This window comes from Rhizocola hellebori, assembly GCF_016862955.1.
Lineage (GTDB): Bacteria > Actinomycetota > Actinomycetes > Mycobacteriales > Micromonosporaceae > Rhizocola > Rhizocola hellebori.
Window position 1 is genome coordinate 1 of the sequence record NZ_BONY01000023.1, and the last position, 24,252, is coordinate 24,252.

The window sequence follows — 24,252 nt, forward strand, 5'->3', positions numbered from 1 at the left end:
GCCCGCCGATAGCGTTGCCCCACCACAAACTAAGCCAAGGCCGCCCGTGGGCGGAAGGCCCACCCCGATCGAGTTAAGCCACGCTGTCGAGAACCCCGTCCGACGGCGGCTTTTCCATGTCCACCGCAAACCTCGCCTCTCGCCGCAAGACCGCCCGCCCCTTCGATCAGCCGCCGCATTCGGCTCCGCGAACAATTTCAGCCGGGGAGCCCTTCGAAGCGCGCGCCACCCCTCCGAAGCCCTTGCCGCCAAACACCAGATGCGCCACCAGGCACGGGCGCTTGTTCATACAAGGCCGGGCCGCCAAGCCGCCCCACCGCATCCTCACACCGCCTAAGGGCGCCCTCGCCACGCCGAAGGTGGTGCCGGAGGTGAGCACGTAAGGCATATGCCGCCCGGGATATCGCGTCGCTCCTATGTCAAGGGCGGTGTCTGAGTAAGCAAATGATCTAGCGCCTGCGGGTCGGCGGCGCAGCCGCCGGGCGCGGCCAAGCACGCAGATGGCGTTGCCGCCGGGAGATACGGCGCGAAACCACAACGGTGCGGCGCAGAAAGGGCTGCGGCTTACCGCCTGGGAAAGACCACATGAGACCACAACGGCGCGGCGTACAGAGGGGGCTGCGGCGTTGCCGCGGGGAGACGGCGCGAGACCACTACGGCGCGGAGGCGGCGTGGGCGGTCTTGACGTGGCGGCGCAGGAAGGGTTGTAGGGGTGGATTGGAGGTGGGGATGCCCGGGGCACGCCGGGCATCCCCAATGGAGGATGGCTTGCTGTATGTAAAGGGATTAGCTGCAGGTGTAGGTGCTTGGGACTGCGGTGTTTCCGTTGGGGCGGCTGGCCTGGTAGCCGAAGGTGGTGCTGGCGTTCGGGCCGAGCGTTCCGTTGTAGGACATGTTGCGGGCGGTTATGGTCTGGCCGCTGATGGTGAAGGCGGCGTTCCAGGAGCCGACTATGGTGTGGCCGGCGGGGAGGGTGAAGGTCACTGTCCATGCTGAGATGGTGGACGTGCCGGTGTTGGTGACCGTGATCGGCTGCACGACGTAACCGTTGCTCCATTGGGTTTGCACGGTGGCTGCGACCGAGCAGCCGCCACCGGTGCCTGGAGACGTGGTCACTGAGACGGTGTTGGAGTTGGCCGAAACGTTGCCGGCGGCGTCACGGGCCTGGACGAAGAACTGGTAGGCCGTGGCGGGTGTCAAACCCGTTACCGTGGTGGAAGTCGTGGTGACCGTTGTGAGCAAAGCGTTGTTGCGGAACACATTGTAGCCGGTGACCCCAACGTTGTCGGTGGACGCGCCCCAGGCGAGGGTCACGCTGGTGGAGGTGACCGCGGAAGAATTCAGCGTGCCGGGGGTGGTGGGCGGCGACGTGTCGCCGGTGCCGGGCGCGGTGGTGACGGAGACCGTGTTTGATTGCGGGGAAAGGTTTCCGGCCGCGTCCCTGGCTCGGACGAAGAACTGGTAGGCGGTGGAGGCGGTCAAACCCGTTACGGTGGTTGACGTGGTGGTAACCGTGTTGAGGAGAGTCCCGTCTCGGTAGATGTTGTAGCCGGTGACGCCGAAATTGTCGGTAGATGCGCCCCACGCCAGGTTCACACTTGTCGAGGTGATGCCCGACGCGGTGAGGGTGCCGGGGGTCGACGGTGGGGTTGTGTCGCCGGGGGTGCCGCCGTCGAGGGCGGTGTGCACGGCGTTGTAGACGGGCTTGGCGACGTAGTTGGTGTCCCAGAGGAGGGCCTGGCCCTGTCCGGAGAAGGTGTCCGGAACCCAGGAGTACTTGTCGGTGAAGCCCCAGATGGTGACGCCCGCGCAGGCCGTGACGTTGTTGCAGGCGCTAATCATGTTGGTGTAGTAGGTGTTCTGGGTGGCGAGCTCGGTGTCGTCGGCGGGAAGCGGGATCCGCACATCGAGCTCGGTGATGCGCACCTGCACGCCTAGGTCGGCGAAGCGCTGCAGGTTCTGCTGAACCTGGTTCGGGAAACCGAATTGGACGGCCAGGTGGCCCTGGAATCCGACACAGTCGACCGGAACGTTCTGCGCGCGCAGCGACTGCACGAGGTTGAACATGGCCGTGCTCTTGGCGTTGATGCCCTCGACGTTGAAGTCGTTGATGCACAGCCGCGCGTCGGGGTCGGCGGCCCGCGCGAAGCGGAAGGCGTCGGCGATGTAGGTCTGGCCCATGGTGTTGAGCCAGAAGCTCTGACGCATGCTGCCGTTTTCCTCGAAGGCCTCGTTGACTACGTCCCAGGATCGGACGGCGGCGTTGTTCGCGTAGCGGCCGACCACGGTGGTGATGTGGTCCTGCATCGCGGCACGCATCGCCGTGGCGTTCAAGCCTTGCACCCAACCGGGGGTCTGGCTGTGCCAGACCAGGGTGTGGCCGTGCACGATCTGGTTGTTGGCGACGGCGAAGTTGACGATCTGGTCTGCGCCACTGAAGCTGTACTGGTTGTCGTTGGGTTCGGTGGCGTCCCACTTGAGGGCGTTCTCGGGAGTCACCTGATTGAACTCGGTGCGGGCGATGGTGCTGTAGGGCGCCTCATTGGACAGCGGGCCGGTGGCCAAAGCAGCGCCGATGAACTTGCCTCGCTCAGCCGCGTGATCGCGCAGTGTTCCGTCTGCCAACGCGGGCGAACTGATCACGAGGGTGGACGCCACGGCGAGGAGCATCGCCATAGTTAAACGGACTTGCCGGACGGTCATTAGTCCCCCATAGGGCGATGGAGTACGTCAATGGAAGCGCTCCCAGTATTGGCGGACGGTCAATAACAGTCAATGACTTTCCGGAAGTTTCCGTCGACTTACGACGGTGTAAATCGATACATCGGGAGGGGTTGACGGGCCTGCGGCCCAGCTCTACGGTTCGAGAGAAGTTACGGAAATCTTCCGGAATGTTTTCGAGGGAGAATTCGTGATCACTATTCTCGCTGACCTCACCTTAGGCCGACGATGACCTCTAAAACAGTTGGCCCGCCGACGGAAATGCCCAACGTCGCGCGGGTCATCCCCGATCCGGGCCGGGCACAGCGGCCCGGTCGCCGCCGCCACTGGCGGCAGGTGCTGCGGCGTGACTGGCAGCTGTATTCGCTGGCACTCCTGCCATTGATCTTCTTTGCGATCTTCCGGTACCTGCCGATGCTGGGTAATGTGATCGCTTTCCGGCGTTACCGGCCGGGTGGCGACAACATCTTCGACAACATTTTCGGCACCGAGTGGGTCGGGCTGCGCTACGTGCGCCTGTTCTTGAGCGACCCGACCTTCTGGGACGTCTTCTCCAACACGCTGATCCTCGGGACGCTGACCCTGCTGTTCCTGTTCCCGCTGCCGATCGTCCTCGCCCTGCTGCTCAACGAGGTCTCCAACCGCTACCTGAAGCGGTTCGTCCAGTCGGTGTCGTATCTGCCGCATTTCCTGTCGATCGTGATCGTGGCCGGCATGATCATGCAGTTCACGTCGGTCGATGGCGTGGTCAACCAGATGCTGCGCTCGGTCGGCGGCGAGGCCATCTCGTTTTTGCAGCGGCCGGAATGGTTCCGCACCATCTATGTGTCCTCGGAGGTGTGGCAGACCGTCGGCTGGGGCACGATCCTCTACCTCGCGGCTCTCACCGCGATCGACAACGACCTGTATGAGGCGGCGCGGATCGATGGCGCCAACCGGTGGCGGCAGACCTGGCACGTGACCCTGCCGGGTATCCGGCCCACCATGATGACGCTGCTGATCCTCAACATCGGCACCTTCATGGCGGTGGGGTTCGAGAAGATTTTGTTGATCTACAACCCGCTGACCTATCCGACCGCCGACGTGGTGTCCACGTATCTGTTCCGGGTGGGTGTCCAATCCGGACTGTTCAGCTACGCCGCGGCGATCGGGCTTTTCGAGGCCGTCATCGGGCTGATTCTGGTCGTGGCGGCCAATACCATATCCCGGCGCACGGTGGGGGCGAGTCTGTGGTGATTGTTGCTGAAGCTCGGGAAAGCGTTGTCCAACATCGCACCGGGCCTCGCCGGGCGCGGCCGACCCGTGGTTACCGGGTGTTTCAGGTGGTCAACGCGGTCATCCTGACCGGTGTCGTGGTGGCCACGCTGTACCCGTTTGTCAACATTGTGGCCCGCTCCTTCAGCGAGGAGCACTACCTGATCATGGGTGAGGTCAACCTGGTCCCGCGCGGGTTCAGCACCGCCGCGTACAAGTATGTGACCGCCGATCCGATGTTCTGGACGAACTATCGCAACACCGTCGTGTACACGGTGGTGTCCACGTTCATCGCGATCGTGCTGACCACGACGTATGCCTACGTGCTGTCCAAGAAGCACCTGCGCGGGCGTGGGGTGCTCATCGGCGTGGCGATGCTGACCCTGTTCTTCAACGGTGGCCTGATCCCCAACTACGTGCTGGTGTCCAACCTCGGCCTGACCAACAGCATCTGGGCCATCGCGCTGCCCAATGCGATCAGCGTGTTCAACCTGCTGGTCATGAAGGCGTTCTTCGAAAGCCTGCCCGTCGAGCTGGAGGAGGCCGCCGCGGTCGACGGGCTTTCCACCTACGGGATCTTGTGGCGCATCGTGCTGCCGCTGTCCAAGGCGGTGGTCGCCACGATGGTGCTGTTCTACGCGGTGTCGTTCTGGAACTCGTGGTTCAGCGCCTTCCTCTACATGGATCAGCAGGACCTGTGGCCGGTCACCATGTACCTGCGCAACCTGATCGCCGGAGCGACCGGGACGGACATGACCGCCGGCACCATCGCCGAGGGCGACCAGCTCCAGGTCGCGGCCACCATCCAGTCCGTGACGATCGTGCTTACCGTCCTGCCGATCCTGCTGGTCTACCCCTTCATCCAGCGCTACTTCGTGTCGGGGGTCATGATCGGCGCCGTCAAAGGCTAGCCCCAACGGCGGCGTCAAAAAGTGTTCAGCCGCAACACCTTTCTCACCGAAGGGATAACCTATGTTACGCAGATACCGGCGCCGGGCGGCAATGGTTGCCGCCAGCGTCCTTTCCCTCACCCTTGCCTTGACCGCATGCTCCAGCGGCGAGGAGCCCCAGAAGGGCGAGGACCTGTCAGCGTTCCGCGTCGGCGCCATGGAGAAATATGGCGTAGGAGACCAATTCAAGGCCACAGAGTCATTGAAGTTCTCCACGATGATGCTCAGCAACGCCGCCTACCCGTTCAAGGACGACTGGCTGTTCCTCAAAGAGCTGACCAAACGCACCAACATCACCATCGACCCGGTCGTGATCCCGGGCAGCGACTACAACCAGAAACGCGGTGTCCTCATCGGAGCGGGCGATGCGCCCTTCATCATTCCGAAGACATACCACCCGGACGAGAACGCCTTCATCGCCTCCGGCGCCATCCTGCCGGTCAGCGACTACATCGACCTGATGCCCAACTTCAAGGACAAAGTCGCCCGCAACAAACTCGAACCCGAACTCAACCAGTTCCGCGCCGCCGACGGCAAGTTCTACCTGCTGCCCGGCCTGCACGAAAAACCTTGGCAGGACTACACCCTGGCCATGCGCACCGACATCCTCCAACAACTCAACCTCCAGATGCCCAAAACCTGGGACGAGGTCTACACCACCCTCAAAGCGATGAAGACCGCCTACCCCGACAGCTACCCGCTGTCGGACAGGTTCAGCAAACCCACCCCGGGCGGCAACCTGATCAACCTCGTCTCCATCGCCTACGGCACCCGCGGCGGCTGGGGCTACCAGCCCATGACCTACGATGCGAGCACCAAGAAGTTCGTTGTCACCGGCGCGATGCCCCAGTACAAGCAGATGCTGGAGTTCCTCGCCAAGCTGGTCAAAGAAGGCCTGCTCGACCCGGAGAGCTTCACCCAGGCCGATGACGCCGCGCGCCAGAAGCTGGCCAACGGCAAATCGTTTGCCATCAGCACCAACGCCCAGACGCTCGTCAACGAATACCGGCCCGACCTGGCCAAAACCATCCCAGCCGCGAAGATGAGCAAGATCCTGCTGCCCATCGGGCCGACCGGCGAGGTCAACCCCGCCAGCCGTCTCGAAAGCGGCATCATGATCTCGAAGAAGGCGCGCGACAGCAAGAACTTCGTCGCCATGATGCAGTTCATCGACTGGCTCTGGTACTCCGACGCCGGTCAGGAATTCGCCAAGTGGGGCGTCGAAGGAGTCACCTACCAGAAGGACTCCTCCGGCAAGTTCAAGCTGACCCCCGACGTCAACGTGGTCGGGCTCAACCCCGCCGGCACCAAACACATGCAAAAAGACTTCGGCTTCTACAACGGCGTCTTCGTCTACGGCGGCAAGCCCGAGATCGTCCAGGCCTTCTTCTCCGCTGAGGAGCAGGAGTTCCAGAAGGTGATGAACGCGCGCAAGCCGGTGGCGGTCGATCCTCCTTATCCGCTGACCGACGAAGAGCGCGAGCAAGTCACGCTCTGGGAGACCCCGCTGAAGGACTTCGTGTTCGCGCAGAGCCTGCGGTTCATCCTGGGACAGCGGCCCATGACCGAGTGGGACGCCTACCTCACTGAGCTCAAGGGCAAGAACACGCAACAATTCGTGGATCTGGTCAACAAGGCAGCCGACCGCTACAAGACAGCCCACCCCAGCTAACAAGAACTCCTGGCTGGTCCGGTGCTGGGCGCGCACCGGGCCAGCCAGAGGTGAGGCAGAAACAATGCGAATTCAGGTCCCTGACCAATCCTCGGGCCGGCTCAGCGACGCCTGGCGCTTCTGTGTCGGCACCGGCCGGTTCGAGCTGGCGTTGCGCCGCGACTATCAAGACTCGCTGGCCCTGATCCAGCGCGAGGTGGGTTTCCGGCACATCCGCGGGCACGGGTTGCTCAGCGACGGCGTGGGCATCTACCGCCCCTACTCGTATCAGGGTTCGCGTCAGGTGAGATATGCATTCACCTATGTGGATCAGGTGATCGATGCCTATCTTGAGCTCGGCATAGCGCCCTTTATCGAGCTGGGCTTCATGCCCCGCGAGCTTGCCTCGGGCGAGCAGACCGTGTTCTGGTGGGCCGGAAACGTTACCCCGCCCAGTTCTTGGACACAGTGGGCAGCGCTCGTCAGAGCCACCATCGCTCATCTCGTTGACCGCTATGGGATCGACCAGGTGCGCGGCTGGCCGATCGAGGTGTGGAACGAGCCCAACCTCAAGGAGTTCTGGGCCGACGCCGACCAGGACGTCTATCACCTGCTCTATGAGGTGACCGCGAGCGCGGTCAAGGAGGTCGACGCCTCGCTTCAGGTCGGCGGCCCGGCCATCTCCCCCGGCGCCGACGAATGGCTGGTGCGCTTCGCCGATTTCGTGGCCCAGCGCGGCCTGCCCATCGACTTCGTGAGCCGGCACGCCTACACCTCGGGCCCGGCACAGCATGTCCCCTTCGGTGTCCACCAGACCCTCGCCCCGGCCACCGATCTGCTGGCGCAGTTTGCCCGTCCACGCGAGCAGCTGCGCGGCAGTGCCCTCGACGGGCTGCCGGTGCACATCACCGAGTTCAACTCCTCGTACAGGCCCGACAACCCCATTCACGACACGGCTTTCCACGCCGCCTACCTGGCCCCGGTGGTGGCTGGCGGCGGTGACCTCGTCGATTCCTTCGCCTACTGGACCTTCAGCGACATGTTCGAGGAGATCGGGGTACCGACCGCGCTGTTCCATGGCGGGTTCGGCCTGCTGACCCATCGGCAGATCAAGAAACCCACTTACCATCTCTATGCGTTCATGGCGCGCATGGGCGACCAGCTGCTGGCCCGCGGCGAGGACCATCTGGTGACCCGCGACGCGGACGGCAGGGTCACGGTGCTCGCCTGGGCGCCGGTTTTCCCGGCCGCAGGCGACAGCCACCTGCTGCGATTGTCGATCCCGTTGGCAGGGAAGGAATCCGGCCCCGCCTTCGGGTTGCGCTCGCGGGTCAACGAACAGATGGGCAACGCCTGGGCGGCCTGGAACGAGATGGGCCGGCCGCTGTCGGTTCGGCCCAGGCAGCTGGAAACCCTGCGCGAGGTGGCCGAGCCGGTCCGAAGCCACTCGCAGCTGTCGATCGCTGCCGGGCGGGTGGAGCTGGACCTCGTCCTCGACCGCCATGAGGTGACCCTGGTCGAGATCACGGCGGTGAAGGACGAGACCCCGCCGTGGTGGGACGACGATCGGATGCTCGGATGAGCGAGTTGCGGGTGAGACGTTTCGGCGAAGGGCCGCTCTCGCGGGCCTCGGCGATGATCTACACGTTGCTAGTGGTCGAGATCGCGCTACTGGTGACGACCCTGCCCGGTCTGCTGCCGCTCCTGCTGCTCGAGCGCGATGCCAGTAACCTGCCCCTGGTCGCGGGGTGCGCGCTGCCCATCGGGCCCGCCCTGTCGGGCGCGCTGTATGCGCTGCACCATCGTCACCTGGACCTCACCGATCTGGCTCCAGCAAAGGCTTTCTGGCATGGGTACAAGATAAACTTCTTTGGGGTTCTTAAGATCTGGGCTCTGCTGCTGGCATGGCTGACCATCGTGGCGGTGAACCTGAGCCACCTCGCGGCGGCGGGCATCCCCGGCTGGTGGGCGGTGCTGCTGGTGGTGATCGCGGCCGGGGCGGCGCTGTGGGGGGTCAACACACTGGTGATCGCCTCGCTGTTCTCCTTCCGGACCCGGGACATCGCCCGGCTGGCTTTGTATTTCCTGGGCCGCGCCAAGGGCGTGACCCTGGGCAACGTGTGTCTGCTCGTGGTGGCGGCGGGAATTACCGCGCTCACCTCGGAGGTGGTCGTGGTGTTGCTGGGCTCGGTGCTCGCGCTCCTGCTCCTGCGCTCCAGCCATCCGATGATCACCGAGATCCAGAAGGAGTTCACCGAATGAGGTTGCCCGTCACCTCCAAGGTGCCGTTCGGGGGGGACTACAACCCGGAACAGTGGCCAGAACACGTGTGGGAACAGGACTATCGGCTGTTCGACGCCGCCCGCATCGACACCGTCACGGTTGGCGTGTTCAGCTGGGCGCTGACGCAGCCCGCGCCGGAGGTCTACGACTTCTCCATGCTGGACAGGATCGTGCAGCGCGCGGCCGGCGAGCGGCGAAACATCTGCCTTGCCACCGGCACAGGCGCCCACCCGGCCTGGCTGGCGCGCGCCTTCCCCGAAGTCACCCGGACAGACTTTGAAGGGCGGCGGCATCGGTTCGGGCAGCGGCACAACTCCTGCCCCAGCTCCCCGGTCTTTCGTCAGCTGTCGGCGGAGGTGGCCCGCCGCATCGGCGAGCGATATGCCGATTACCCGTCGATCATCGCCTGGCACGTCGGCAACGAATATGGCGGCGCCTGCTACTGCGACCTCTGCGCGGCCGGGTTCCGCGATTGGCTGCGCAAGCGTTACGCGAACCTGGATGAGCTCAACGCGGCCTGGTACACCACGTTCTGGTCGCACACGTTCACCGACTGGGACCAGATCGAAGCGCCCTCGGCGCTGACCGAGCATTGGCGCGGGCCCGACCACACCGCGTTTCAGGGCATCACCCTGGACTATCTGCGGTTCATGTCCGATGCCATGCTCACCAACTTCATCGACGAGAAAGCCGCCCTGCGACAGTCCACTCCGGACACTCCGGTCACCACGAACTTTATGGGCATGTATAGGCCGATCGACTATCACCGCTGGGCCGCACACCTCGACTTCGTCTCGTGGGACAACTACCCACCCGACGACCGGTCGCCGGCGCGGATGGCGCTGGCCCACGACCTGATGCGCGGGCTCAAGGACGGGCAGCCGTTCTGGTTGATGGAGCAGACCCCGAGCTACACCGCGAGCCGCGACGTAAACCCGCTGAAACGGCCGGGGGTGATGCGGCTGTGGAGCTGGCAGGCGATGGCGCACGGCGCGGATGCCGTGCTGTTCTTCCAGATGCGGGCCAGCCGGGGCGCCTGCGAGAAGTACCACGGCGCCGTCATCGGCCACGCGGGCCGATCCGATACCCGCGTGTTCCGCGAGGTGTCCCAGCTCGGCGCCGAGCTCGATCGGCTAGGGGGCGCGCTGCTTGGCGCACGCACCCCGGCCCGGGTCGCGCTGCTCTTCGACTGGGACAGCTGGTGGGCGCTGGAGATTTCCGACGGCCCGTCCCGTCTGGTCCGCTACCAACAGGTGGTGTTGTCGTACTACCAAGCGTTGTGGGAGGCCGGCGTCGATGTCGACGTCGTCGCGGTGACCGCCGACCTCGCCCGCTATGACGTGGTGGTAGCGCCGGTGCTGCACATGCTCAAGGGCGATCTCGCGCCACGCCTGGAGGAGGTGGCCAAGCGCGGCGGGTCGGTGGTGACCACATTCCTTTCCGGGCGGGTCGACGAGAACGACAACGCCTTCCTGATGGACGTGCCCGGCCCGCTGGGGCGGCTGATGGGGGTGCGGGTCGACGAGTGGGACGTCCGCGGGCCCGAGGTGGTCAACCCGGTGCGGTTGCGCGGCGGGGGAAAGGTTGCCGCACAGCTGGTTTTCGAGCTGGTGCAGCCGGACGGCGCCGAGGTGATGGGCACCTATCAGGCCGACTTCTACGCCGGCACCGCAGCGGTCACCCGCAACGCCTTCGGGTCGGGCCACGGCTGGTACGTCGGCGCGGGGCTGGATCAGGCCGGGGTTTCCTGGGTCATCCGGCAGGTACTGGACCGTCACGAGCTGATGGGGCCGTACCCGGATCTGCCCGACCTCGAAAGCGCCGTCCGGGTCACCCCGGAAGGTGAGCGCCTGCTGTTTCTGCTCAACCACAGCGCCGACGCGATTGACGTGCCCGCCCCCGGCGCGGGCGTCGACCTGCTCACCGGCCGGCCGGTGGAGCGCGGGCAACCGTTGCGGCTAAAGCCGTCCGCGGTGCACGTCCAGACGATGAGCTAGTGGAAAGCCGGGGCGCCGGCCACCTCCGTTCGGGCCGGCGCCCCCCACTACCCTTTGATCGCGCCTTGCAGGCCCCCGACTATCTGCCGTTCGGCGAACGTGAAGAACAGCAGGGCGGGCAGCATTGCCAGCGAGGTGAAGGCGAGGATCCCGGCGGTGTCGGAGGTGTATTGGGTGGAGAAGTTCTGCACACCGAGCGGCAGCGTTTGCAGGCTGACGTCCTGAATGACGAACAGCGGCAACAGGAAGGCGTTCCAGCTCGCCACGAACCCGAGCACCCCGACCGTGACCAGCGCGGGGCCTGACAGCGGCAGCAGGATGCGCCAGAAGAAGCCGAGCCGGCTGCTGCCGTCGATCATGGCGGCGTCCTCGAGCTCCATCGGAACCGCGGTCAGGAACGGGCGCAGGACCACGATGGTGAGCGGCAATTGGAAGGCGACCTGCGGGAGGATCACCGCGTAGTAGGAGTTGATCAGGTCCATGTCGCGCAGCATCAGGTAGAGCGGCAGGATCGCTGCCCCCGCCGGAAAGAGCAGACCCAGCGTGAAGTACGTGTAGAGCACCTCCCTGCCGCGGAAGGTATAACGGGCAAGCACAAAGGCCGCACAGACGCCCAGCACCACCACTCCGAGCGTGGTGCTCAGGGCGATCACCGTGCTGTTCCACAGCTCTGTCCAGAAGTTCCCCTGGCTCAGCACCCTTCCGTAGGTGGTCCAGACCCACGGGTTGGGCAACGCGGCCGGGTCGGCGTTGATCTGGGCCGTGGTGCGGAAGCCGCCGAGGATCACGTAGGCCACCGGCGCGATCGAGACCGCAGCGACCGCGAGCGCCAGAGCGTAGGTCAACGGGCTGCCCCAGACCGCTGTCCGGCGTTTTTTCGTTACAGACGGGACGACGTCGACAGCCATGCTCATTTCGCTCCTGTCAGCGCACCCTGGATGTCGCGGCGCAGGACAAAACGCTGGAACAGCAGCGCCGCAACGAACGAAATAACGAAGAGGATCACGGCGACGGCGTTGCCGTAGCCCCACAGCCGGGCGAAGAATCCGTTGTCCACCATGTAGGTGGCCATGGTGTTGGCGGCGCCGAGCGACCTCACCGAAGGCGCGGCGACCACCCAGAGCACATCGAACACCTGAAGCGAACCGATCATCGACAGGAACATCCAGATCCGGATCGTCGGCCCGAGCAAGGGGATCGTGACGTGCCGCTGGATCTGCCACCAGCTGGCGCCGTCGATCGACGCGGCCTCGGTCAGCTCATCGGGAATGTTCGACAGGCCGGCCAGGAACAGGATGATGGCGAATCCGACGTACTTCCACGTGAGGATGAACAGCATTGTCCAAATGATCAGAGGCAGGTCGGAGAGCCATCCTTGCACCAGGCCGCCCAGCCCGAGCGCCTTCAGTATGGCGTCCACCGAGCCGTCGCGGATCAGGACGAGTTTCCACATGATGCCGACGGTGACTTCAGCCAGCACGTAGGGCACAAAGACCAGCAGCCGGAAGAACGCACGCCCGCGGAAGCGGCGGTTGAGCAACAGCGCTATGCCAAGGGCGATCGGCAGCTGAAAGACCAGTGACCCCACCAGGATGATCGCGTTGTTCCAGAGCGCATCTCGGAAGATCGGGTCCTCGAACGCTAGGAGGTAGTTGCGCCATCCGACGAACTCGGTGGGCGGCCCTACACCCTTCCACCGGTAGAGGCTGTAGTAGACCGCGAAGCCCATGGGTACCAACACGAACATCGTGTAGACGACGACGGCTGGCGTGGTGAGGCCGACGATCTCGTACCACTTACGGCGGGTGCGGGCGGCTCGAGTGGTATTTCCGGCGGGCCGGAGCCTCGCTGACCGCACACCGGCGCGGTCAGCGAGGCTCTGGGTTGGATTGGTCGTGGTCACTTTTGCGCGGCCGCCTTCATGGCCGAGACGACCTGGTCAGGCTTACCTGTCCCGGCGAAGATGGCGATGATGGCGTCGTTCATAGCGCTGCCGACAGTACTGCCGTAGGCCGTGTCCAGCCAGAGCTGCGTGTAGCTAGCTTCGTTGGTGGCCTTCAGGATTGTGCGCAGGGTGGGGTCGGAGACGCCCGCCTCGGCACCCTTGGCGACGGGCAGACCGACGTTGATTTCGGCGTAACCCTTTTGAACCGCCGGGCTGACGATGTACTTGAGGAACTCGACGCATTCGGCCGGCGCCTTCTTGGAACAGGCGAACCCGTCACCACCGCCGAGCGAGGCCTTCGGGTCGCCCGGAGCACCGGCGATCGCCGGGAACGGGAACCAGTCGATGTCGGGCCGCATGGTCTTCCAGTTGTCACCGGCGAGCGTCTGCATGACGCCCAGGTTCCAGTCGCCCATGAGCTCCATCGCGGCCTTGCCAGTGGCGACCAGACCGGCCGAGCTGCCTGCACCCTGCTGAGCCACCGTGGCGATGAAGTTGGGCTGGAACGGCTGCACGCCGATGAAGGCCTGCAGGTCCTGGCCGGCCTTCACGAAGCACGGGTCGTCGAACTTGAGGGTGAGGGCGGCCGACTTCAGCGTGGCGATCGAGCAGGCACGCAGCGCGAAGTTGTACCAGTAGTGCGCGGCGGGCCACTTGTCGCCCGCGCCGACCGAGATCGGAATGACGTTGGCGGCCTTCAGCTTGGTGACGGCGGTCTTCAGCTCGTCCAATGTGGTCGGTGGGGCGGTGATCCCGGCCTGCGTGAACAGCTTCTTGTTGTACCAGAAGCCCTCGATGCCCATCCGGAACGGCAGCCCGTATTGGCGGCCCTCGACCTGCCAGATGCCGGTCGCGCTACCGATATTGGCAACCTCGGTCTTGGTCGCCTCGGTGATGTCCTTGAGGTAGTCGGCCTTCACCTGATCGATGATCTCGCCGCCACCCCAGGCCTGGAAGATGTCCGGCGGGTCGTTGGACAGCAGAGCCGCCGGGATCCTGGTGCGCTGCAGCTGGTTGGTCTCGATCGCCTCGATTTCCACGGTGACGGTCGGGTGGAGGCCGTGGAAGTCGTTGGCGACCTTCTGCCAGTAGTCCTTGCCTGGGCCGGCATCGGAAGCGTTGTGCCACCAGGTCAGCGTGACCGGGTTCTTGAAGAGCTCTGCCTCAGCCGGGGCCTCGTCGCTCTTGCACGCACTTGCCAGCAACAGGGTGGTCGTCGCGATCAGCGCCATGGCAGCGCGAATGCGGCGCGGTCGTGCCATCGGTATCTCCTCTATACGATTGTCGCGAGATTTGACCGAAACTTTCTGTCGTGATCTGAAAGTTTTCAGAAGAGTGCCACGGACGTTACGGCGCGGTTCCGATTTCGGTCAAGAGGTGATCGGCTGGAACGTCATCACTCGCCGTGGCCGCGACGTGAGGTGAATACGCCGCTAATCCGACCGCAATATTCCGACGTTGCCCGCGGGAGCACGGTCTCGACCAGGCAATCCACCGCGCATCTGCGGTCCCGGGGGGAAGCCCTGCCAGAGGGCTAGGCGGGATCTTCTGGAGGTGTTTTGCCGGGGCGGGGCGTGCTCCAAAACTTTCTGTGAAGTTCCGAAAATTTTGGTGGACGTGGGCACGTTACGACGCCCCGAACGGGCGGGTCAATAGGTGCGCTTATAACGAAGGGGGAGCAGCACTGTCACGAACTACCAGCTCGGTGGCGAGCTCGACGCGAGGGCTTTCGATCTTTTCGCCCTGAGCCAGCCGCAGAACCGTTCGGGCGGCGAGCAAACCCATCTCCGCCAACGGCTGGCGGATGGTGGTCAGCGGCGGCGAGCTCCAGCGCACCTCAGGCAGGTCGTCGAAGCCGACCACGCTGACGTCGTTGGGCACCCGCAGGCCGCGCTGCCTCACCGCTTCGTAGACTCCGAGCGCCATCTGGTCGCTCGAGGCGAAGATCGCGGTCGGGCTCTTGTCCATGTCCAGCAGCGCCATTCCGCCGGCGAAACCGGACTCATGGTAAAAGTCGCCCTGCTGGATCAGGCTGTCGTCGACCGGTACCCCGGAAGCTTCCAGCGCCGCCCGATAACCGTCGAGCCGGGCGCGGCTGCACAGCAGGCTGGTCGGCCCGGCGATGAAGCCGATGCGGCGGTGCCCGAGCGAGAGCAGATATTCGGTGGCGAGCCGCCCACCCGTCCAGTTGGTGGCACCGATGGTCGGCACGTCCATGCTCGGGACACCGGCCGGGTCGACCACCACCACCGGCATGTCGAGCCGGCGCAGCTCGGCGTGCAGCGGGGGTGCCAGGTCGGAGGCGACCAGGATGACGCCGTCGGTGGCGCGGGCGCGCAGGTTCTGCAGCCACTGCCGCATATGGGTCGAGTGGCGGTGCACGGCGGAAACCACCGTGCCGAATCCGGAAGCGTGCGCGACCTCTTCCACCCCACGGATAATCTCGACCGCCCACGGACTGTCGAGGTCGTTGAAGACGAGATCGATGAGGTTGGCACTGACCCGGGTGCTGGCCGGGCGGCGCCGGTAACCGTGGCGGGACAGCAGCTCTTCCACCCGCTCCCTGGTGCCGGGTGAAACGTCGGATCGCCCATTGAGCACCCTGGATACGGTCGGCACCGAAACGCCGGCTTCACGGGCGATCGCCGAGATGGTGATCCTGCGTTCTTCGTCGGATGCCACCGGCAGCTCCTTAGTCGTAGTGAGCCTATCTTGCAACATCCAGGCGTAGTCTCTGCAATGGCCGGAAGTTTCGGATAGCCCACGATACCCTTCTGCCCGCAAAGTCAAAGCCAGGGCCTATCGCTCGGCACCGTTGCGGGTTACCGTTTGGTGGATCGCGACTCAAGACACGCGAGCAATTCCGGAACACTATCGGAAAGTTGGGGACCCCGCGCATGCTCAACGACCACGAACCTTGGCGCGACCCGACCCTGACGGTCGCCGAGCGGGTGGCCGACCTCCTGCAACGGATGACCCTCCAGGAGAAGGTTGCCCAGCTCTACAGCGTCTGGATCGGCATGGACTCCGCAAGCGGCGACGACGACGTCGCTCCGTTTCAGCACGACCTCATCGACGGCACGCTCGATTGGCGGCGTCTGATCGGGTCGGGTCTCGGGCAGCTTACGCGCCCCTTCGGAACGGCTCCGGTTGACGTCGCCACCGGCATGCAGACGCTGGCCAAGCTCCAGGCCGAAATCGTCGCTGCGGGAAGGTTCGGCATCCCGGCCGTCGCGCACGAGGAGTGCCTCACCGGCTTGCTGTCGCTTGGCGCGACCATCTATCCGACCCCGCTGGCGTGGGGCGCCACCTTCAATCCGGCTCTCATCGAGCAGCTCGGGGCCCGCATCGGCGCCTCGATGCGCGCGCTTGGCCTGCATCAGGGGCTCGGCCCCGTGCTCGACGTGACCCGTGACGCGCGCTGGGGGCGCACCGAGGAGACCATCGGCGAGGACCCGTACCTGGTCGCCACGATCGGCACCGCCTATGTCAAAGGCATGGAGGCGGCCGGGATTGTCGCCACCCTCAAGCACTTCGCCGGGTACTCCGGCTCACGGGCGGCGCGCAACTTCGGCCCGGTTTCGGTCGGGCGGCGCGAGTTCACCGAGGTTTTCCTGGCGCCCTTCGAGATGGCTATCCGTGACGGCGGCGCCCGTTCGGTGATGCACTCCTACGCCGAGGTCGACGGAATCCCGGCGGCCTCCGACGGCGGTCTGCTCACCGATCTGCTGCGCGGCGTCTGGGGCTTCGAAGGAACGGTGGTCGCCGACTACTTCGGCATCGGTTTCCTGGAACGGCTTCATCACGTGGCGGGAAGCCCGTCCGAGGCGGCCGCCCTGGCGCTGGCCGCCGGAGTCGACGTCGAGCTGCCCACCGTCAGCTGCTACGGCGATCCTCTGATCAGCGCGGTGCAAGCGGGCACGGTCCCTGAGGCGCTGGTGGACCGGGCGGTGACCCGCGTGCTGCGGCAAAAGTGTGAGCTGGGCCTGCTGGAGCCCGGGTGGAGTCCCCTTTCGGCCGAACCACCGCCGGATCTCGACTCCCCGGCGGGGCGGGCACTGGCCCGCGGCGTGGCGGAGCAATCTGTGGTGCTGCTTGCCAACGACGGCACGCTTCCGCTCGCGGCCAACACCCGGATCGCGCTCATCGGCCCCCTCGCCGACGACCCGCACGGAATGCTGGGCTGCTACTCCTTCCCCCGGCACGTCGGCATCCACCAGCCCGGCCAGCCGCTCGGGGTGGATGTGCCGTCCATTTTGGACTCTTTGGGGCGCACCGACATCGTCCATATCCGCGGCTGTGATGTGGACAGCGGCGACCGCAGCGGCATCGAAGCGGCCGTCGCCGCCGCGACCGCGGCCGACGTGAGCGTCGTGGTGCTTGGCGATCTCGCCGGACTGTTTGGCAAGGGCACCTCGGGCGAGGGTTGCGATGTGGCCGAGCTGCGGCTGCCCGGGGTACAGGGCGAGCTGCTGGAAGCGGTGCTCGCGACCGGCGCCAAGGTGGTTCTGGTGCTGGTGGCCGGACGGCCCTACGCGCTGGGTGACTACGCCGACCGGCTCGCCGCGGTGGTGCAGACCTTCTTCCCCGGCGAAGAGGGCGGCCCGGCCGTGGCCGCGGTGCTGACCGGCGAGGTCAACCCGAGCGGCAAACTGCCGATCAGCGTGCCGCGTCAGCCCGGTGGCCAGCCCGGGACCTATTACGCGCCGACGCTGGGCCACCGCACAGAGGTCAGCACGGTCGATCCGACGGCACTTTTCCCCTTCGGGCACGGCTTGTCCTACACCCAGTTCTCCTGGGAAAATCCTCAGATCAGCGCGACAGAGTGCCACGTGGATTCGGTCGTCACCGTGTCGCTGGCCGTGCGCAACGTAGGCGCACGGGCCGGGGCGGAGGTCGTTCAGCTCTATCTGCACGACCCGGTAGCCCAGGTGACCCGGCCGGTGGCGAGGCTTATCGGCTATGCCCGAGTCGAGCTAGATCCGGGTCAGGCGCGAAGGGTCGAGTTCACCGTGCCCGCAGATCTGGCCTCTTTTGTCGGGCGGCAGGGACACCGCGTCGTCGAGCCTGGCGAGCTGGAGCTTCAGCTCGCCGCGTCCAGCACCCAGGTGCACCACCGCCTTCGGCTCACCCTCACCGGCTCGGAACGGACAGTAGGTCACGATCGCGCTATGGCAGCCGGGGTTTCCTATGCGGAGCTTTGATGTCGTGATCGTGGGCACCGGCGGGATAGCCGGGGTCCACGCCGGCGACTACGCCCGGCTTGGCGGCAGAGCGAAGGTGGTGGCCGCGGTCGAGGTCGATGCCGATCGGCTGCGCGGTTTCTCGGAAAAGTTCGAGATCCCGCGCACCTACTCCTCGCTGGAACAGATGCTCGCCAGCGAGGACCCGGACGTGATCGACCTGTGCACGCCGCCCGGCCTGCATCGCGACCAAGCCCTGGCCTGCCTGGCCGACAGCCGCACCGTGCTGTGTGAGAAGCCGCCCGCGCTCAGCCTGATCGAGCTCGACGACATCGCCGCGGCGGGCGGCAGCTTCGCCACCATCTCCCAGCACCGCTTCGGATCCGGCGCGGTGAACCTGCGCCGGATGCTGGCCGCCGGCGACCTGGGCCGGCCCATGACGGCCGTCTGTCACACGCTCTGGTACAGGCCCGACGACTATTTCCGTGTGCCGTGGCGCGGCAAATGGGAGCTCGAGGGCGGCGGGCCCACGATGGGACACGGCATCCACCAGATGGATCTCATGCTCTCTATCCTCGGGCCGTGGCGGGAAGTCGTGGCCACCGCGGCGCGGCAGGCCCGCCCGACCGCGACCGAAGACCTCTCCTGCGCCATCGTCACCTTCGAAAACGGGGCGATGGCCACGGTCGTCAACAGCCTGCTCTCGCCGCGTGAAACAAGCTATCTCCGCTTCGATTTCGAGCACGCCACCGTTGAGCTTGAACACCTTTATGGGTACCAAGACAAAAGCTGGCGGATAACAGCGGATCCGGATCGGACCCAGGCGTGGCAGGCCATGCCCGCGGGAGTCTCGAGCGGTCACAGCGCCCAGTTCGCCGCCGTCTTCGATGCTTTGGAGGCAAAGGCGCCTCCGCCGGTGACGCTGCCCGACGCCCGGATGACCCTGGAGCTTATCGCCGCGATCTACGCTTCCGCGTTCACCGGCCGCAGCGTCAGACGTGGCGAGATCGGCCCGCGATCGCCTTTCTACCAACGGATGGACGGCTCTGGAGCACCCTGGGAGCGGGCATGAAGCTGAATCTGATCCATGACGAGAGCGAGGCGCTCGAGATCCACTACGGTGGGCAGCAGCTGCTGCGTTACGTCTACGTCGCACCCGAGGCACAGCTCGAGTCGCCCAGGCCCTACTTCCACCCGCTGCGCACGCTCTCCGGCGAGATCGTGACGCTCTACCGTCCGCACGATCACGTGTGGCACAAGGGTTTGGCGTGGTCCCTGCCGAATGTGGCCGACGCCAACTTCTGGGGCGGGGTGACCTATCTGCGCAACGGCGGCTACCAGCAGCTGTCCAACAACGGCACGCAGGCCCATCGCGAGTTCTCCCACCTGGACGGCGACGGCTTCGCCCATCGGCTGCAGTGGCTGACCGAGCAGGGTGAGCACTGGTTCGACGAGCAACGCCAGATCGCGGTGACGGTGCATCCGGCCGAGGAGGCGTGGACGCTGGGCTTCGAAACCAGTCTCACCAACGTTTCCGGCCGGGAGATCGTCATCGGCAGCCCGACCACCGAGGGCCGGGAGAACGCCGGATACGGCGGGCTGTTCTGGCGCGGCCCGCGCTCGTTCAGCAGCGGCCTGGTCTTCGCGCCGGGTGTGGCCGGATCCGACGAGCTGATGGGCATCCATGCGCCATGGCTCGGCTTCTCCGGCAAACACGATGAGACCGGCCACACCTCAACGCTGGTCTTCGTCGATGACACCGAGAACTTCAACTACCCGACGAAGTGGTTCGTCCGCGCACGGATGTTCGCATGCATATGCCCGGCACCGTTCTTCGACACCGAGTACCGCTTTGCGGACGGGGCGACGTTGAAGCTGCGCTACCGGGTCGTGATCGGCGACGGCGAGCGCGACTACGCCTCGGTCGCCAAACTGGCGAAGCTGGGCGCCGCCGGATGAGGACGGCGCCCAGCCCCTTTTACCCCACCGCCATTTTGGCGCGTGCAAGCAACGCGCGGCAGCGCCGCGCTGCGATTACGGCGTGAAGCTTGCCGTGATCTGGGTGAACTGCCAGTTGTTCTGGGCTATGCCGGAGCAGTTGGAGACGACCCCACCGCCGGGGCATGGCCGGTCGCGGTTGACCGCCCAGTAGGCCAGGCGGGCGAGGTGCCTGGTCTGCGCCCAGTTCTTGATGTCGGTCCAGTTCTGCACGGTGGTCTGCTCCTGCTGGTCGGAAAGACCATTCATGCCGGAGATTCCCATGTGCCGGTAGGCCGTGTCGTCACTCCACCCGTAGGCGGTCTTCAGGGCGTTACGCAGCCCGTCGGAGGCCGTCGTGGTGCAGGTGAACATGCTGCCGGTGCAGCCGAAGTCGAACGGCATGATGGTGAACACGTCGATGTTCGCCTGCAGCGCGGCCGACTGGTTGATCAGGCGGGTGCCCCAGAAGGTCGGGCCGGTGGTCGAGGTACCAAACGTGACGATCGTCTTGATACTCGGGTTGTTCTGCTTGACGATCTTCAGCGCGCCCAGGATGCGGTCCTGGATGACCTCGGTCTCGAACTCGTCGGTGTTCTCGATGTCGATGTCGATGTACTTCAGGTTGTAGGCGTTGATGACCTGCTGGTAGGCGCCGGCGAGCGCGGCCGCCGAGGAGCAGTTCGGGCCGAGCTTGTTGCCGCTCCAGCCACCGAACGAGATCTGGATCTCGCCGCCGCCCGCGCGGATCTGGTTGATCACCTGCTGGTCCACGCCGCCGGTCAGCGGCCTGCTGCTGTCCCACATCGGGTTACAGCCACCGCCGGAGAGCATGAACGCCATCGTGAACTGCTTGACGCCGGTCGCCGACATCACCGTGGCCACCGATGGCGGGTCGCCCCAGCCCAGGTACAGGTAGGGCGCGGCCATGATGGTGTTGCCGCCGGTGCAGCCGGTCGTGGTGCCGCTGGCCGTGTTGCTGTTCGGCGACTCGCCCGAGGAGTTGTAGGCCCGGATCACGTAGCTGTGACTGGTACAGGCGCCCAGCCCGGAGATGGTCGCGCTCAGCCCGGTGACCTGAGCGCGCTGGGTGGATCCCTCGTAGACCCGGTAACCGGTCACCGTGCCCGAGGAAGCGTTCCACGCCAACGAGATCGACGTGTTGGTCTGACCCGTCACGCTGTTGTTCGACGGCGCGCCGGGCACGCCCGTGCAGCCCGACGTGGAGACGGTGACAGCGTTGCTGTTGGCCGACTCGCCGACCGAGTTGTAGGCCCGCACGGTGTACGTGTGCGAGGTGCACGTGCCCAGACCGCTGATGGTCGCCGAGAGACCGGTGACCTGAGCGCGCTGGGTGGCGCCCTCGTAAACCCGGTAGCCGGTAATGGTTCCCGAGCCCGCGCCCCACGACAGCGAAATCGAGGTGGTGGTGACGCCGGTGGACTGCAGGTTGCCCGGCGCGCCAGGCACGCCCGGCCCGCCACCCGCGCCCTGCAGCGAGATGTCGTCGGCCTGGTAGGTGCCCTGGCCGTACCAGCCGTGCATATAGATCTGCACACTGGTGCCGCTGGCGGTGAAGGTCAGCGAGAGCTGGGTGTAGGAGGCGCCACCCGGGGTCCAGGTGGACGCGCCACCGGTGATGCCGAGGTAGGTGTAGTTACCCCGGAACCAGCCGGACAGCGTGTACGAAGTCCCGGACACCAGGCCGTTGACGGTCTGGGTGCATTGCGCGTTGTCCGAGGCGGAAGCTGCGCCCTGGAGCGCCCGGGTGCCCGAGTGAACCGGGCTGGTCACCACGCTGCCCAGGTTTCCGGTGCAGGACCAGGGCGACAGCGACCCGGTCTCGAAGCCGCCGTTGACGGCGAGCTCGGCGGCAGAAGCGTTGGGAGCGGCGAAGAGGGTGCTGGCCGTGATGAGCGTCAGCACGAGGAGGATACGTCTCATCTTGTGAAACTCCTGCCTATAGTCCGTTGTGGAGGGTGGTCATCAGGGTGCCGGCGGCGGTGTCGCCCGACATCTCCCAGACCATGGCGCCCAAGAGCCCTTTGCTCTTGAGCCAGGCCGTCTTCTGCCCGATCGACCACGTGTCGTCGAAGGTCCACCACTGCCCGCCGTTGCCGGTGTAGCAGTAGGTCGAGACCGATTGGGTGTCGTGGAAGACCGTGCAGTTCGGCACCATCGCGATCAGGTTTGCGTAGCCTCTGGTACCCGCCTCCTCTTGGAATTGACCGGGTGCTGCCCCGGTCGCCGATTGCCATTCGCCGTTGACCGTCCCGGCCGTGACGCCCTGCCAGCCGCGCCCGTAGAACGGGAAGCCGATGGTGAGCTGGCGCGGGTTGACCCCGGCGTCCAGATAGGTCTGGATCGCTTTGGTGACACTGAACTCGAACGCGTACGGGTCCTGGGTGTCCCGGTTCAGGTTGGCCTGGTGCCCGGTGCGGTTGGGTTCCCACGAGTTGTCCGAGCCGGCGCCGTGGAAGTCATAGCCCTGGACGTTGGCGAAGTCCATGTAGCGGAAGACCCCGTTGGGCCCGATGTCCCAGCCCGCTGCGATCTTCGCCGGGTCGGCCGGAGTGAAAGCCGTTAGCAGGTAACGCTTTCCACTGGTCACGGTGAGCTCGTCCATTTGGCGGCGGAACTCCGCCATGAGCAACGTGTTGTTGGCCTTGTCCTGTGGCCGCACGATGTTGCCCGGATGCCCTTCCGAGCCCGGCCACTCCCAGTCCAGGTCGATGCCGTCGAAGATGCCGGCGGCGCTGCCCGGTCCGCCCGCGCCGTTGTAGGCGGGCAGGTTTCCCTTGAGGTAGATGTCGATACACGACCGGACCAGCTTCTCGCGTGACGCCGGGGTCAGCGCCGCGTTGGAGAAGAACTTCGAGTAGGTCCAGCCCCCAATAGAAATCAATACCTTTAGATGTGGGTACTTGATCTTAAGCTTGCGAAGCTGGTTATAGTTGCCCCGCAACGACTCCCACCCGGTGTCGCCAACGCCGTCCACGGACTGCGACGCGGCCATCGGGCGCGAGTAGTCCGCGTCCGCGTCACCGGCGCCGGTGCCCTGGTCGGGATCCTGAGGATTCAGCGTGGTCCCCCGGGTCACCCCCTGCAGACAGGTCAGGTTGACCGGATCGAGGTTGGCGAAGGCGTAGTTGATGTGGGTGAGTTTGGCCGCGGAGCCGCTCGTGTCGAGGTTGCGCACGAAGTACTGGCGGCCGTAGATGCCCCACTGCACGAAGTAACCCACCTTGGCATAGCTGCCTGCGCCGATCACGTCGTCGGTGGTCACCGCCGCCGCGTTCGAGGCGGCGGAGGTGTTGTCGTAGGTGTCCCGCGCTCGCACCGTGAAGCTGTAGGCGGTCAGCGGACTCAACCCGGTCACCACCGCGGTCAGGCCGGTCACGCTGGTCCGCAGGACACCGCCGACATAGATGTCGTATCCGGCGATGCCGTTCGCATCGGTCGACGCGTTCCACGCCAGGCTTACCGTCACCGCCGTCTTGGCCGTGCTCCGCAGATTGCCCGGCACCGTGGGCGCGATGGTGTCGCTGGCCGGATTCAGCGTCGTCGCGGAGACCGCAGCGCTGTCCACCGACACGTTTCCGCGGGTGTCCTTGGCCCGCACCGTGAATGAATAGGTGGTGTTGGGCGTCAGCCCGGTCACCACCCCGGTGGTCGCGGTGACGCTGGTCTTGAGCGCGCCGCCGGCATAGATGTCGTAACCGGCGATCGGGAAGTCGGTGGCCACCGCGGCCGTCCACGACAGACTCACCGTCTTGGTGGTTCGCCCGGACACGGCCAGCCCACCCGGCGCGTTGGGCGGACGGTCGGCGCTGCCGTCGCACTTGTTGCCGTTGATGCGGCAGTTGACCGGCGCGGCTCCACCGCCATAGGCGATGAACCAGGGGCTGTACGGCTCGGTGGTGGCGCCCGCCGCCACGGTGCCGTTGTAGTGAGCGTTGGTGGCCGTTACGTGCGAACCGGTCTGGGTGGCCACCCCGTTGTAGAAGTTGCCCATGGTGACCCCGGCCGGGAGGTCGAATTCCAGGGTCCAGCCGGCTATCGAGGCGGTCGTCGGGTTCGCCACCACGAACTTGTCCAGGAACCACGAACCGTTGTTGGCCGCGGAGAAAGTGGCCGTCAACCCGGGAGCTGCCTGGGCGGGGGTGGCCGGCGCCACGAGCGCGGCGAGGACCAGGAGAGAGGCTAGTAGGGCGCGTCTGAGCATGTCCCCTCCAACAGATAGGAAAGTTTCCTAACTGTTCAGGAATTTACCCAGACGCAGATGAATAGT

16 protein-coding genes are annotated in these 24,252 nt (G+C 65.6%); 9 read left to right on the forward strand and 7 right to left on the reverse strand.

Going from position 1 to position 24,252, the window contains the following annotated elements:
- Positions 1-786 precede the first annotated feature (786 nt).
- The gene (locus Rhe02_RS19875; RefSeq protein WP_239123929.1) at positions 787-2,658 is read right to left on the reverse strand and encodes an endo-1,4-beta-xylanase; all 1,872 of its coding nucleotides are present in this window, start codon (positions 2,656-2,658) and stop codon (positions 787-789) included.
- A gap of 291 nt (positions 2,659-2,949) precedes the next feature.
- On the opposite strand from Rhe02_RS19875, the gene Rhe02_RS19880 reads away from it, so the two are divergent.
- From Rhe02_RS19880 to Rhe02_RS19905, 6 genes are all read left to right on the forward strand, one after another.
- Positions 2,950-3,957, forward strand: a complete 1,008-nt coding sequence (locus Rhe02_RS19880; RefSeq protein WP_203909775.1) for an ABC transporter permease — start codon at positions 2,950-2,952, stop codon at positions 3,955-3,957.
- A 77-nt stretch (positions 3,958-4,034) separates the two neighbouring features.
- Positions 4,035-4,886, forward strand: a complete 852-nt coding sequence (locus Rhe02_RS19885) for a carbohydrate ABC transporter permease (RefSeq protein WP_239123930.1) — start codon at positions 4,035-4,037, stop codon at positions 4,884-4,886.
- Between the two features lie 61 nt (positions 4,887-4,947).
- Positions 4,948-6,597 carry an ABC transporter substrate-binding protein gene (locus Rhe02_RS19890; RefSeq protein ID WP_203909776.1) on the forward strand — a complete coding sequence of 550 codons (1,650 nt, stop codon included), beginning with the start codon at positions 4,948-4,950 and terminating at the stop codon, positions 6,595-6,597.
- A gap of 64 nt (positions 6,598-6,661) precedes the next feature.
- The gene (locus Rhe02_RS19895) at positions 6,662-8,158 is read left to right on the forward strand and encodes a GH39 family glycosyl hydrolase (RefSeq protein WP_203909777.1); all 1,497 of its coding nucleotides are present in this window, start codon (positions 6,662-6,664) and stop codon (positions 8,156-8,158) included.
- Positions 8,155-8,838, forward strand: coding sequence for a DUF624 domain-containing protein (locus tag Rhe02_RS19900; protein WP_203909778.1), 684 nt, complete (start codon positions 8,155-8,157; stop codon positions 8,836-8,838). The genes Rhe02_RS19895 and Rhe02_RS19900 overlap by 4 nt, the downstream gene beginning before the upstream one ends.
- Positions 8,835-10,856: a beta-galactosidase gene (locus Rhe02_RS19905; RefSeq protein WP_203909779.1), complete on the forward strand. Its 2,022-nt coding sequence runs from the start codon at positions 8,835-8,837 to the stop codon at positions 10,854-10,856. The genes Rhe02_RS19900 and Rhe02_RS19905 overlap by 4 nt, the downstream gene beginning before the upstream one ends.
- Before the next feature lie 47 nt (positions 10,857-10,903).
- Here Rhe02_RS19905 and Rhe02_RS19910 read toward each other — a convergent pair whose 3' ends face one another.
- The 4 genes from Rhe02_RS19910 to Rhe02_RS19925 all read right to left on the reverse strand — a co-directional run bounded on the left by Rhe02_RS19910 (position 10,904) and on the right by Rhe02_RS19925 (position 15,483).
- Positions 10,904-11,770 carry a carbohydrate ABC transporter permease gene (locus tag Rhe02_RS19910; protein WP_203909780.1) on the reverse strand — a complete coding sequence of 289 codons (867 nt, stop codon included), beginning with the start codon at positions 11,768-11,770 and terminating at the stop codon, positions 10,904-10,906.
- The gene (locus Rhe02_RS19915; RefSeq protein WP_203909781.1) at positions 11,767-12,759 is read right to left on the reverse strand and encodes a carbohydrate ABC transporter permease; all 993 of its coding nucleotides are present in this window, start codon (positions 12,757-12,759) and stop codon (positions 11,767-11,769) included. Before Rhe02_RS19915 ends, Rhe02_RS19910 begins: the two co-directional genes overlap by 4 nt.
- Positions 12,756-14,063: an extracellular solute-binding protein gene (locus Rhe02_RS19920; RefSeq protein ID WP_203909782.1), complete on the reverse strand. Its 1,308-nt coding sequence runs from the start codon at positions 14,061-14,063 to the stop codon at positions 12,756-12,758. Before Rhe02_RS19920 ends, Rhe02_RS19915 begins: the two co-directional genes overlap by 4 nt.
- Positions 14,064-14,463: 400 nt before the next feature.
- Entirely contained in the window at positions 14,464-15,483 is a 1,020-nt protein-coding gene (locus tag Rhe02_RS19925) for a LacI family DNA-binding transcriptional regulator (RefSeq protein WP_203909783.1), read from the reverse strand.
- Positions 15,484-15,683: 200 nt separating this feature from the next.
- Between Rhe02_RS19925 and Rhe02_RS19930 the strand changes: the two genes are divergently transcribed.
- Genes Rhe02_RS19930 through Rhe02_RS19940 form a run of 3 tightly spaced genes read left to right on the forward strand, consistent with a single transcriptional unit; the run spans position 15,684 to position 19,943 of the window.
- Positions 15,684-18,005 carry a beta-xylosidase/alpha-l-arabinosidase gene (locus Rhe02_RS19930; RefSeq protein ID WP_239123931.1) on the forward strand — a complete coding sequence of 774 codons (2,322 nt, stop codon included), beginning with the start codon at positions 15,684-15,686 and terminating at the stop codon, positions 18,003-18,005.
- Positions 17,992-19,056, forward strand: a complete 1,065-nt coding sequence (locus tag Rhe02_RS19935; RefSeq protein WP_203909784.1) for a Gfo/Idh/MocA family protein — start codon at positions 17,992-17,994, stop codon at positions 19,054-19,056. Before Rhe02_RS19930 ends, Rhe02_RS19935 begins: the two co-directional genes overlap by 14 nt.
- Positions 19,053-19,943, forward strand: a complete 891-nt coding sequence (locus tag Rhe02_RS19940; protein ID WP_203909785.1) for a DUF6807 domain-containing protein — start codon at positions 19,053-19,055, stop codon at positions 19,941-19,943. The genes Rhe02_RS19935 and Rhe02_RS19940 overlap by 4 nt, the downstream gene beginning before the upstream one ends.
- A 75-nt stretch (positions 19,944-20,018) precedes the next feature.
- Here the strand turns inward: Rhe02_RS19940 and Rhe02_RS19945 are convergent, their stop codons facing one another.
- Together Rhe02_RS19945 and Rhe02_RS19950 are read right to left on the reverse strand one after the other, a co-directional pair.
- The gene (locus Rhe02_RS19945; RefSeq protein WP_203909786.1) at positions 20,019-21,905 is read right to left on the reverse strand and encodes a fibronectin type III domain-containing protein; all 1,887 of its coding nucleotides are present in this window, start codon (positions 21,903-21,905) and stop codon (positions 20,019-20,021) included.
- Positions 21,906-21,921: 16 nt separating this feature from the next.
- Positions 21,922-24,186, reverse strand: a complete 2,265-nt coding sequence (locus tag Rhe02_RS19950; RefSeq protein WP_203909787.1) for a glycosyl hydrolase family 18 protein — start codon at positions 24,184-24,186, stop codon at positions 21,922-21,924.
- Between the last annotated feature and the right edge of the window lie 66 nt (positions 24,187-24,252).